Annotated in this window: 12 protein-coding genes; 7 read left to right on the plus strand and 5 right to left on the minus strand. The window is 64.9% G+C overall.

The genetic code is table 11. The annotated features are described in order from the left end of the window. Positions 1-3 precede the first annotated feature (3 nt). The 5 genes from SLQ30_RS18840 to SLQ30_RS18860 all read right to left on the minus strand — a co-directional run bounded on the left by SLQ30_RS18840 (position 4) and on the right by SLQ30_RS18860 (position 5,756). A complete protein-coding gene (locus SLQ30_RS18840) occupies positions 4-1,149 on the minus strand; it encodes a thiolase family protein (RefSeq protein ID WP_319447862.1) in 1,146 nt (381 codons plus the stop codon). Then, a complete protein-coding gene (locus tag SLQ30_RS18845) occupies positions 1,149-1,967 on the minus strand; it encodes an enoyl-CoA hydratase/isomerase family protein (RefSeq protein ID WP_319447861.1) in 819 nt (272 codons plus the stop codon). Before SLQ30_RS18845 ends, SLQ30_RS18840 begins: the two co-directional genes overlap by 1 nt. Then, positions 1,964-3,181 (minus strand): CaiB/BaiF CoA-transferase family protein, encoded by a 1,218-nt coding sequence (locus SLQ30_RS18850; protein ID WP_319447860.1) that lies wholly within the window; start codon positions 3,179-3,181, stop codon positions 1,964-1,966. Before SLQ30_RS18850 ends, SLQ30_RS18845 begins: the two co-directional genes overlap by 4 nt. After that, positions 3,181-4,347 (minus strand): acyl-CoA dehydrogenase family protein, encoded by a 1,167-nt coding sequence (locus SLQ30_RS18855; RefSeq protein ID WP_319447997.1) that lies wholly within the window; start codon positions 4,345-4,347, stop codon positions 3,181-3,183. The genes SLQ30_RS18850 and SLQ30_RS18855 overlap by 1 nt, the downstream gene beginning before the upstream one ends. A gap of 116 nt (positions 4,348-4,463) precedes the next feature. Next, complete coding sequence (locus tag SLQ30_RS18860) at positions 4,464-5,756, minus strand: amidohydrolase family protein (protein ID WP_319447859.1); 1,293 nt, start codon at positions 5,754-5,756, stop codon at positions 4,464-4,466. 297 nt (positions 5,757-6,053) lie between these two features. On the opposite strand from SLQ30_RS18860, the gene SLQ30_RS18865 reads away from it, so the two are divergent. From SLQ30_RS18865 to SLQ30_RS18895, 7 genes are read left to right on the plus strand one after another with little or no spacing between them, the layout of a single operon-like run. After that, positions 6,054-6,581 (plus strand): carboxymuconolactone decarboxylase family protein, encoded by a 528-nt coding sequence (locus tag SLQ30_RS18865; RefSeq protein WP_319447858.1) that lies wholly within the window; start codon positions 6,054-6,056, stop codon positions 6,579-6,581. Between the two features lie 4 nt (positions 6,582-6,585). Next, on the plus strand, positions 6,586-7,941 hold the full coding sequence (locus SLQ30_RS18870; protein ID WP_319447857.1) for an aromatic ring-hydroxylating dioxygenase subunit alpha: 1,356 nt from the start codon (positions 6,586-6,588) through the stop codon (positions 7,939-7,941). Beyond that, positions 7,934-8,263, plus strand: a complete 330-nt coding sequence (locus SLQ30_RS18875) for a hypothetical protein (RefSeq protein ID WP_319447856.1) — start codon at positions 7,934-7,936, stop codon at positions 8,261-8,263. Before SLQ30_RS18870 ends, SLQ30_RS18875 begins: the two co-directional genes overlap by 8 nt. Positions 8,264-8,265: 2 nt before the next feature. Next, a complete protein-coding gene (locus SLQ30_RS18880; protein ID WP_319447855.1) occupies positions 8,266-9,498 on the plus strand; it encodes a metal-dependent hydrolase family protein in 1,233 nt (410 codons plus the stop codon). Then, positions 9,482-9,913, plus strand: a complete 432-nt coding sequence (locus SLQ30_RS18885) for a nuclear transport factor 2 family protein (RefSeq protein ID WP_319447854.1) — start codon at positions 9,482-9,484, stop codon at positions 9,911-9,913. The genes SLQ30_RS18880 and SLQ30_RS18885 overlap by 17 nt, the downstream gene beginning before the upstream one ends. After that, on the plus strand, positions 9,910-11,028 hold the full coding sequence (locus SLQ30_RS18890) for an acyl-CoA dehydrogenase family protein (RefSeq protein ID WP_319447853.1): 1,119 nt from the start codon (positions 9,910-9,912) through the stop codon (positions 11,026-11,028). Before SLQ30_RS18885 ends, SLQ30_RS18890 begins: the two co-directional genes overlap by 4 nt. Continuing rightward, positions 11,025-11,822, plus strand: coding sequence for an acyl-CoA dehydrogenase family protein (locus SLQ30_RS18895; protein ID WP_319447852.1), 798 nt, complete (start codon positions 11,025-11,027; stop codon positions 11,820-11,822). The genes SLQ30_RS18890 and SLQ30_RS18895 overlap by 4 nt, the downstream gene beginning before the upstream one ends. The last annotated feature ends 14 nt before the right edge of the window (positions 11,823-11,836 follow it).

Consider the following 11,836-nt stretch of genomic DNA (forward strand, 5'->3'; position numbering starts at 1 on the left):
GCTCTAAGCGATGAGTTCGACTAGCGTGGCGTTGGCGGTCCCGCCGCCTTCACACATGGTCTGCAGTCCGTAACGAATTCCGTTGTCCCGCATGTGATGAATCATTCGGGTCATCAGCACCGCGCCAGAAGCGCCCAGCGGATGACCCAGCGCAATCGCACCACCGAGCGGGTTGAGCTTCGCCTCGTCAGCGCCCGTCTCCGCCAGCCATGCGAGTGGCACCGGTGCGAACGCCTCGTTGACCTCGAAGACGCCGACCTCGTCGAGGCCGACGCCGGCCTTGTGCAGCACCTTCTCCGTCGCGGGGATCGGCCCCGTGAGCATGAGCACCGGATCGGCGCCGGTGACCGCCCCTGCGCGATACCGCACCAGCGGGGTCAGGCCGAGTTGCACGGCGTGGGCCGCGGTCATCACCATCAACGCCGCCGCCCCGTCGGAGATCTGCGACGAGTTGCCAGCATGGATCACACCGTCATCGGCGAACGCCGGCTTCAGCCCGGCCAACTTCTCGACGGTGGTACCCCTGCGGATGCCCTCGTCATCGGTCACGATGCCACCGTCGACGAAGACCGGCATGATCTGGTCGGTGAACGCACCGGAGTCCTGCGCAGCTGCGGCCCGCGCGTGGGACTGCGCGGAGTACTCGTCCAGCCGAGTGCGAGAGAAGTCCCACTTCTGCGAGATGAGCTCAGCGGAGATGCCCTGGTTGAACGCGAAACCGTCATACCGCGCAAGAGCTTTCGGGCCGTAAGGCTGGCCGGAGGCGCGCGCCGATCCCAGCGGAACCCGGCTCATCACCTCGACGCCGCCAGCGACCACGACGTCCTGCTGACCCGACATCACGGCTTGGACGGCGAAGTCGAGCGCCTGCTGACTGGATCCGCATGCCCGGTTCACCGTGGTGCCGGGGATGTGCTCGGGCCAGCCCGCGGCAAGCACCGAATACCGCCCGATGTTGCTCGACTGGTCGCCGACCTGGGAGACGCATCCCCACACGACGTCGTCGACGACATTCGGGTCGACGCCGGTGCGTTCGACGAGCTCGTTGAGCACGAGCGCGGAAAGGTCGGCGGCGTGCTGCTCGGACAAGCCGCCGTTGCGCTTGCCGACGGGCGTGCGCACGGCTCCGACGATGACGGTCTCCCGCATTACTTCTGCTCCTCATCGATCTGGGCTGACGGTGTGTACAGGGCCCATGCCCCAGTGAACTCCGCATCGCGCTTGGCGGCGAACGCGGCGTAGGCCTCTGCGGAATCTGCGGTGGCGAAGTTGCCCGGTTGCGCCCTGGCTTCGTTGGCCAGTGCTTCGCGGAGGGTGGCCACGGCGCCGTCGTTGAGCAGCGCCTTGCTCTGCGCCAGCGCGAACGGCGGGCCCGCCGCCAGTCGGCCTGCGAGGTCGTCGACGAATGCGTCGACATCTTGGGCCGGCTTTATCCACGTGACAAGGCCGAGCGCGTGGGCTTCCGCGGCGTCGATCATGTCCGCCAGCAAGACCAAGCGCTTGGCGTGCTGGAGTCCGACTAGCTTGGGCAGCAGCCATGACCCGCCGAGGTCGACGGAGAGCCCGCGCTTACTGAAGATCTGGCAGAACCTTGCTTCCGGAGTCGCGACCACGAAGTCGCAGCCCAGCGCAAGGTTCCAGCCCGCACCGACGGCGACGCCGGTGACCTTCGCGATGGTCGGCACGGCGAGCTCGTGCAGGGCGAGCGCGACGTCGGTGAGCCTGTCCAGTTTGTACCGCGGGTGAACCTGCTCGCCGGTGCCGATGTCGGCGCCCGAGCAGAACGCGCCGCCAGCTCCGGTGATGACGAGCGCGCGAAGTTCGTGGTCGCGCTTGGCGGTTCGCAACGCGTCAGCCAGTTCCACCCACAGCTGCGCATCGAGCGCGTTCTTGCGGTGGGGCCGGTTCAAGGTCAGCGTGCGCACGCCGTCGGAATCGGACGACAACAGCACCTGTGGCTCGGTCATCGGTAGGCCGGGCCGATCACGCCGTCCGCACGCAGCTGGGCGAGTTCGGTTGCGCCGAGCCCCAACTCGCCGAGCACCTTGTCGGTGTGCTGGCCCAGCCCGGGGACGTCACCCATGGGCGCCTCGTATCCGGCGATCACCGGAGGCGGCAGCAACGCGGGGATGTCGCCCTTCGTCGAGCCGACGGTGCGCCAGCGGTCCCTCGCCGTGAGCTGCGGGTGTACGACGACCTCGCTCGGTCGGTTGTACCGGGAGTTGCCGATCCCGGCGTCGTCAGCGGTCTTCTGAATGTGCGCGAGATCGTGCCGAGCACACCAGGATCCGATGGCTTCGTCGAGCACGTCGCGGTGCGCACAGCGGTCGGCGTTGGTACTCAGCCGTGGGTCGTCGGCCAGGTCGGGCCGGTCGATGATCTCCCTGGCCACCCGTTGCCATTCACGATCGTTGGTCGTGCCGAGCACCACCGTCTGACCATCGCGGGTCGGAAACGCCCCGTAGGGGGCGACGGCGGGTGAACTCACGCCGAGCGGTTGCTGGTCGATGCCCGAATGTTGGGTGTAGGTCAGCGCGTAACCCATGACGTCGGTCATGACATCGAAAAGGCTGAGCTCGACGGCCGGTGCCGTGAAGTCGGTGCGGCCACCCCGTGCGACGAGCAAAGCGAGGATCGAGATCGCCGCATACAACCCCGTAGTGAAATCGGCCATCGCAGGCCCGGGCTTCGCGGGCATGCCGGGATAGCCGGTAATTGCGCAGGACCCCGACTCCGCTTGCACCAGAAGGTCATACGCACGCTTGTGCGAGATCGGTCCCCCGGGTCCGTATCCGTCGATCTCGACGGGGATCACGGTCGGATGGCGCTCGGCGAGGTCGGCGGGGGCGAGCCCCATGCGCGCCGTCGCTCCCGGTGCGAGATTCGACACGAACGCGTCGGCCCCGTCGAGCAGTCGGTGCAACAGCTCGAGGCCTGCCGGAGCCTTGGTGTTGAGCGTGACCGATTCCTTGCCGCGGTTGCACCACACGAAGTGTGCGGCAAGGCCACCCGGTCCGTTGACGACGTCGTCGTAGTCGCGGGCGAAGTCGCCACCGTTGGGATGCTCCACCTTGATCACGCGGGCCCCGAGGTCGCCGAGCACCCTGGTGCACATCGGGGCGGCCACCGCCTGCTCCATTGCGACGATGGTGATTCCGGCAAGTGGTGCCGGACCGGCCATCAGTAACTCCTTGGCAGGCCGAGCACGTGGCTGCCGAGGAAGTTGAGGATCATCTCCTGGCTCACGGGCGCGATCTTCATCAGCCGCGACTCGCGGAAGAACCGGGAGATGTTGTACTCCTCGGAATACCCCATGCCTCCGTGCGTCTGGAGGGCCCGGTCGGCAGCGTCGAATCCAGCGTCGGCACAGAGGTATTTGGCCATGTTGGCCTCGCGTCCGCAGGCCTTGCCGTTGTCGTACAGCCAGGTGGCCTTGCGCAGGATCAACTCGGCGGCGTCGAGGCGGGCCAACGAGTCGGCCAGCGGGAACTGGATGCCCTGATTCTTGCCGATGGGCCGGTCGAACACCACGCGTTCGTTGGCGTACTTGACCGCCCGGTCCAACGCCACCCGACCGATGCCCAGCGCCTCGGCGGCAATCAGCATCCGCTCCGGGTTCAGGCCGTGCAGGATGTAGCTGAAACCCTTGCCCTCCTCGCCGATTCGGTCTTCGACGGGCACCCGCAGGTCATCGATGAACAACTCGTTGGAGCTCACCGCGTTGCGCCCCATCTTCTTGATCGGGCGGATGTCGACGTGAGCGCGGTCGAGGTCGGTGAGGAACAGCGACAACCCATCGGTCTTCTTGGTGACTTCGTCGTAGGGGGTCGTTCGGGTCAGCAGCAGGATCTTCTCGGACTCGAGCGCCTTGGAGATCCACACCTTGCGGCCGTTCACCACGTAGTGGTCGCCGTCCCGCTTGGCGAAGGTGGTGATCCGCGAAGTATCAAGTCCGGCACCGGGTTCGGTGACACCGAAGCAGACGTGCAGGCTTCCGTCGACGATCCGCGGCAGCGTCGCCGCCTTCATCTCGTCGGAGCCGAACACCACCACCGGCTGCATGCCGAAGATCGACAAGTGGATGGCGCTGGCCGCGTTCATGGCACCACCCGAGCGAGCGACCTCCTCGGCCAGGATGGTCGCCTCGGTGATGCCCAGCCCGTGGCCGCCGTACTCCTCGGGGATGGTCATGCCGAGCCAGCCGCCGGATGCGATGGCGTCGTAGAACTCCTGCGGGAATTCGTGCGCCTGATCCTTCTCCATCCAGTACTGGTCGTCGAACTTCGACGCCAACTCGGCGACGGATTTGCGGATCAGCTCTTGATCCTCGGTCAGCTCGAAGTTCATCCCGCCCGTCACTGCACTCTCCTACACGTCGAAAAACACTCGTAGACAGCCGAGTTCGCCGGTGCGCTCACATGCCTACGCACCGGCGCCCTCGAACCGCCGTACTAACTTACTTGTCAGTCTTTGTTGCCGGTCAGTTCCTTGGCAGCAGCCGCGAAGTCCGAGAAATTGGCCTTGGCGTGGTCGTGCTTGGACAGGGCTTGGATGGATACGTCGTGACCTTCGGCGGACTTGCGCAGCGAACCGATGGTGGCCTGTTCCTTGGTGATGTGGGTGAACGGGTCCCAGTGGTACCAGCGCATGGCGTTCTCGTAGGTCATCTTGTTGATGTCGGCATCGGGCACGTCGTACTTCTTGAGCACCGCGTCGAGTTCCTCGGGCGCATCCGGCCACATCGAGTCGCTGTGCGGGTAGTCCGCCTCCCAGCAGATGTTGTCGGTACCGATCTGATCGCGCAGTTCCACCCCGACCGGATCGGAGATGAAACAGGTCAGGAAGTGATCACGGAACACCTCGCTGGGCTTCTGCTTGCCGAAGTCCTGACCGGTCCACGTGGAGTGCATCTCGTAGGTCCGGTCCGCACGATCGAGGAAGTACGGGATCCAGCCGGTGCCGCCCTCGGACAACGCGATCTTGAGGTCCTTGTACTTCTTGATCGGCGCCGACCACAACAGATCCGCCGCGGCCTGCACGATGTTCATCGGCTGCAGCGTGATCATCACGTCCATCGGCGCATCCGGGGCGGTGATGGCCAACCGGCCCGACGAGCCGATGTGCACGTTGAGCACGGTGTCGGTGTCCACCAGCGCCTTCCACAGCGGATCCCAGTACTCGTTGTGGAAGCTCGGATACCCCATCGCCGACGGGTTCTCACTGAACGTCAGCGAATGCACCCCGCGCTTGGCGTTGCGCCGCACCTCGGCCGCACACGCCTCGGCATCCCAGATCACCGGCAACGTCATCGGGATGAACCGGGCCGGGTAAGCCCCACACCACTCCTCGACGTGCCAGTCGTTGTAGGCCTGCACCAACGCCAGCGAGAACTCGTGATCCTCGGTGGCGAACAACCGGCCCGCGAACCCCGGGAACGACGGAAAGCACATCGAGCCCAGGATGCCGCCGGCATTCATGTCCTTGACCCGCTCGTCGACCTTGTAACAGCCGGGGCGGATCTCGTCGAGCCCCTGAGGCTCGATGCCGTACTCCTCCTTCGGACGACCGGCCACCGCATTGAGCGCGACGTTGGGAATGACGATGTCGCGGAACTGCCAGGTATCCGAACCATCGGCGTTGTGCACCAACTGCGGGGCGTCGTCGATGTACTTCTTGGACAGGTGATTCTTGAACATGTCAGGCGGCTCGACAATGTGGTCATCGACGCTGATCAGGATCATGTCGTCCTTGTTCACAGGCGTTCCTTTCGTATGACTGCGTGACACCCTTGGGAACCAGCCTAGTTCCGACCTTGTTCTCTACTTAGGGAAACTAGCCTCTCACGTTACGAGAATCAATGTCCGCAGCCCAGTCAAAGCCGCTCGAACCAGCGTCTTTGGCCGTCGCTCGCCGATTTCGAAGGCCTGGACGTGGTCCTGATCGGGTCGCTTCCATTGACGATTCACGCAAGAAGTGGAAATCTGTTGGTCAGAATATGAGAATATGATTCTCATAGCCGAGAGCCACCCACCGATCTTGACAGGAGTACGCCCGTGCGAGTCGCCCCGTTGCCGCTCGAAGACTGGGATGACGCCGTGTTGGGCGCGCTCAAGGCGATGCCTGAGGAGCGCCGGAATCCGGTGGCTGCGGGCAACGCCATCGCGACGTTCGTCAACCACCCCGACCTGACCCGCTCGTACCTGACCTTCAGCTTCTATCTTCTGACGCGCTCGACGTTGGCGCCGCGACTGCGCGAGTTGGCCGTGCTGCGGATCGCTCACCTCACGTCCTGCGCGTACGAGTGGGACGAACACGTCACGATCGGCAAGCGGGAAGGGCTGACCGACGACGAAATCGCGGCGCTTCAACGTGGCGACGCAGCCGACGAGTTCGACGCAGTGGTGCTGGCCGCCGTCGACGAACTCGTCGAAAAGACCCGCATCACCGACGCGACCTGGGCCGCGCTCGGCGAGCGTCTGGACAAGCGAGAGCTCATGGACTTTGTCTTCACCGTCGGCGGCTATCACATGCTGGCGATGGCCCTGAACACGTTTGGCGTCGAACCCAAGAAGGAGAACTGAACGGATGGCATTCTTCCCCAAGCCCGCGGCGGGCAGCTGGACCGAGCACTGGCCCGAACTCGGCACCGCCCCGGTCAATTACAACGACTCGATCGACCCGGAGCACTACCTGCTCGAACAGCAGGCGATCTTCAAGAAGACCTGGCTCAAGGTCGGCCGCGTTGAGCAGCTACCCAAGACCGGCAGCTACTTCACCAGGGAGATGCCGTCCGTCGGACCGGGCACGTCGGTCATCATCGTGAAGGACCGAGGTAAAGACAACGTCGGCGGTGCCATTAGAGCATTCCACAACATGTGCAGGCACCGCGGCAACAAGCTGGTGTGGGCCGACTATCCAGGGGAAGAGGTGTCGGGCACCTGCCGGCAGTTCACCTGCAAGTACCACGCCTGGCGCTATGCGCTCAACGGCGACTTGACCTTCGTGCAGCAGGAAGGCGAGTTCTTCGACCTCGAGAAGTCGGACTACGGCCTGAAGGGCGTGCGCTGCGAGTTGTGGGAAGGGTTCATCTTCATCAACTTCGACGACGACGCCGCACCGCTCGCCGAATACCTCGGCGACTTCGCCACGGGGCTCGAGGGTTACCCATTCCACGAGATGACCGAGCACTACAGCTACCGCTCGGAGATCAACGCCAACTGGAAGCTGTTCATCGACGCCTTCACCGAGTTCTATCACGCGCCGATCCTGCACATGAAGCAGGCAGAGAAGGAGGAGGCCGAGAAGCTGGCCAAGTTCGGCTTCGAGGCGCTGGCCTACGACATCAAGGGCGACCACTCCATGGTGTCCTCCTGGGGCGGAATGTCGCCGCCGAAGGACATCAGCATGGTCAAGCCCATCGAGCAGATCCTGCACAGCGGGCTGTTCGGGCCGTGGGATCGCCCCGACATCAAGGGCATCCTGCCCGACGAACTGCCGCCGGCGATCAACCCGGGCCGTCACAAGACCTGGGGCACAGACTCATTCGAGTTCTTCCCCAACTTCACGCTGCTGTTCTGGGCACCGGGCTGGTACCTCACGTACAACTACTGGCCGACCGCGGTGGACAAGCACATCTTCGAGGCCGACCTCTACTTCGTGCCTCCGAAGAACCTGCGTGAGCGCCTTTCTCAGGAACTGGCCGCGGTGACCTTCAAGGAGTACGCGTTCCAGGACGCCAACACCCTCGAGGCCACGCAGAGCATGATCAACACGCGGGTCGTGACCGACTTCCCGCTGTGCGATCAGGAGATCCTGCTCCGCCACCTGCACATGACCGCACACCAGTACGTGGACAGATACACGGCCGGCCTCGAAGCAAACCAGGCGAACGGCGACGGCAAGCACGCCACCAAGGACGAGAAGGATGCAGCACATGTCTAAGTTGCCAGCAGAGTTCGCCGACCTCGAACGGTTCACCGATTGGTGCCTACCGACTGAGGAAGAGCGCTACGCCAAGCGCCTGGCCTCGACGATGGACGAGATGCAGGAGCTCTACGACGCCGGCATGGCGCGGCTCGAGGAGATCATGGTCTACGTCGACGCTCGCTTCCCGCTCGAGGGGATGCCCGATGACGCCAAAGCACTGGTGCATCTGGGACAGTCGGTCGTCATGGTGAGCTTTCCCATCGAGGTGTGGAAGCAGCCGCGCGTGCTCGACAGTGGCGCCGCGTACATCCAACTCATCAAGGAGCCGGTGGTCTGACCGTGCCAGTCCTGACCCTCAAAGCAGCGGGTTATCTCGACGTCGACGCGGGCGAAATCATTCGGCCGGGGATCCTCAAGATCTCCGACGACCGAATCGTCGGGGTGGGTGGCTCCATCCCGGACGGCCCAGAAGACACCGTCATTGATCTTGGCGACTCGATTCTGTTGCCCGGCCTGATGGACATGGAGGTCAACCTGCTCATGGGAGGGCGGGGTGAGAATCCCGGGCTGTCGCAGGTTCAGGACGATCCCCCGACGCGCGTACTGCGTGCGGTCGGCAACGCCCGCCGGACGCTTCGTGCGGGGTTCACGACCGTCCGCAACCTCGGCCTGTTCGTCAAGACCGGTGGCTACCTGCTGGACGTGGCACTCGGCAAGGCCATCGACGCGGGCTGGATCGAAGGCCCGCGAATCGTCCCTGCGGGCCACGCGATCACGCCGACCGGCGGGCACCTGGACCCGACGATGTTCGCCGCGTTCATGCCTGGCGCCCTGGAGTTGACGGTCGAGGAAGGCATCGCCAACGGAGTCGACGAAATCCGTAAGGCGGTGCGCTACCAGATCAAGCACGGCGCCCAGCTGATCAAGGTGTGCGTTTCCGGCGGAGTGATGTCACTGACCGGAGAGGCTGGCGCGCAACACTATTCGGACGAAGAACTGCGCGCGATCGTCGACGAGGCGCACCGGCGTGGGTTGCGGGTGGCGGCTCACACCCACGGCGCCGAGGCCGTCAAGCACGCCGTGGCATGCGGTATCGACTGCATCGAACACGGGTTCCTCATGGACGACGAGGCCATCCAGATGCTCGTCGACAACGACCGCTTCCTGGTGACCACCCGTCGGCTGGCCGAGGCGATGGACGTCTCGCGAGCTCCAAAGGAGTTGCAGGACAAGGCCGCTGTCATGTTTCCGATGGCCAAGACTTCACTCAAGGCAGCCTACGAGGCCGGCGTGAAGATCGCCGTCGGCACCGACGCCCCTGCCATTCCGCACGGCAAGAACGCCGACGAACTCGTCACCCTCGTCGACTGGGGCATGCCACCGGCGGCGGTGCTGCGGGCGGCCACGGTCGTGGCGGCCGACCTCATTAACGTCACCGACCGGGGACGCCTGGCGGAAGGTCAGGTGGCCGACGTGATCGCGGTCCCCGGCGACCCGCTACTGGACATCAGCGTTACAAAAGAAGTAAGTTTTGTAATGAAAGGGGGCAAGGTTTATGTCAACAAGAACTGACGACCTCGTCGAGATTCAACAGCTGCTCGCGAAGTACGCGGTGACGATCACGCAGGGCGACGTCGAAGGGCTGGTGACGGTCTTCACCCCCGATGGCACCTACAGCGCATTCGGCTCCACCTATACGTTGGCGCGCTTCCCCGAACTGGTGGCCGCGGCGCCAAGCGGATTGTTCATGACCGGCACGTCGCTGGTGGACCTCGACGGTGGCGATCCCGACAAGGCCACCGGCACGCAGCCACTGTGCTTCGTCGAACACTCCAAGCACGACATGCGCATCGGGTACTACAAGGACACCTACGTCCGCACCGACGACGGGTGGCGGCTGAAAACGCGTGCCATGACGTTCATCCGGCGCAACGGTGAGCACGACTCCGGCCGTCCGCATGCAATCGGGCGGCCCGAAGCCGGATGACCGTTCCAGCCCAGTTTTCATCGACGGCCGAGTTCCGGTCACAGTTGGTGGCGTGGCTCGACGAGCACGACCTGACTCCCCCGCCGGGTGATCACTCACTGGACGCGCATCACGCGCAACACTCCCGAGTGCTGGGCGCGCTCTACGACGCGGGCTGGATGCGATGGGGCTGGCCCGAATCGGCCGGCGGGCTCGGCGGACCGATGATCCTGCGCGCCATCGTCGGCGAGGAGGTCGTCGGTCGTGGACTGGACGACCCTGGCCCCTATTCGATGCTCGAAGTACTGACCCCGACGATGATCGACTACGCACGCCCGGAACTGGCGGCGGAGCTGGTGCCGCTGCTGCTGTCCGGCCGAGAAACCTGGTGCCAGGGCTTCTCCGAACCCGGCTCGGGCAGTGACCTGGCATCGTTGACCACCAAGGCCGAGCAGCGCGGCGACGAGTGGGTCATCAACGGCCAGAAGGTGTGGACCAGCTTCGCGCAGTACGCCAAGCGGTGCATACTCCTGACCCGTACCGGACCTGGGCACGCTGGTATCACCGCGTTCTTCGTCGACATGGACAGCCCGGGAATCGACGTGCGCCCGCTGCGCACGATGCACGGTGTCGACGAGTTCTGCGAGGTGTACTTCGACGACGTCGTCGTGCCGGGAGACCGCATGCTCGGAAAACCCGGCGACGGTTGGCAACTCGCGATGGACCTACTACCTTACGAACGGTCCACATGCTTTTGGCAGCGCATCGCCTACCTTTATTCGCGATTCGACGCGCTGATCGCCGAAGTCGAGCTCGGCCAGGCCGCCGACGCGGAAATGGGCGCCACGTACCTGGCCCTGCACACGCTGCGCTGCCGGTCCCGGGCCACCCAGCTGCGACTGGCGGACGGCCAAAAGCTGGGCGCTGACACCTCGATCGACAAGATATTGCTGGCCACCGCCGAACAGCAGCTGTTCGACACCGCACGCGAGCTGCTGCCGGGCGTCGTCGAGCTCGATGAAAGCCGTTGGCGCACCGAGTTCTTGTACTCGCGAGCGGCCACCATCTACGGCGGCACCGCGGAAGTTCAACGCAATATCGTCGCCCGCCGCCTGCTCGAGCTCGGGAAGGAATGACCGTGGACCCCGACTCCCTGGAGCTACTCGAGGATGGTTTACGCAAGACCATGCTGAGCTCGTCCGGGCCCGAGCTCGACGCGGCACTTGCCGACATGGGCTGGGCCGACATGCTGTCGGAGGCCTCCGAGCTCGCGATACCGCTGGTGTTCCGACTGTTGGGCGAAACGGGTTCGCACGCTTCGGTGCTCAACGACGTGGTACTTCTGACCGCAGGCCGCGAGGAGGGTTTGACCCCCGCGCTGCCCTACGCGGGCGGCGGCTGGGTGGTGTGGGATTACCAGACGGCGAGCGACAGTTCCGCGCTCGGGGGCCTGCCGCTGCGCCGGGTCGACGAGGGTGGGCACCTTCGGCTGCCGGACGCCCGCCGGGCCCTTGGCTGGTGGCTGGTCGGTAGCTCGCGCGCAATGCTTGCGTTGGCCCGTCAACATGCGCTCGACCGGGTGCAGTTCGGCAAGCCGATCGCCGGATTCCAAGCGGTCCGACACCGGTTGGCCGAGACGCTGGTGGCCATCGAAGGCGCCGAGGCGACGCTGGACCTGCCAGGCAACGACAATCCCGATCTGACCGCGCTCCTGGCCAAGGCCGCCGCGGGCAAGGCCGCGCTGACCGCAGCAAGACATTGTCAGCAGGTGCTCGCAGGCATCGGCTTCACCGCCGAGCACGACCTACACCACCACGTGAATCGGATCCTGGTCCTCGACGGATTGCTCGGCAGCTCACGCGAACTCACGAAGCGGGCCGGAGCGGGGTTGCGTGCCCGTGGCTCGGCGCCGCGGCTCGCCAACCTGTAACTGGGGCCCTCGAG

This window comes from Mycobacterium sp. RTGN4, from assembly GCF_033804635.1.
In the GTDB taxonomy this organism is placed as follows: domain Bacteria; phylum Actinomycetota; class Actinomycetes; order Mycobacteriales; family Mycobacteriaceae; genus Mycobacterium.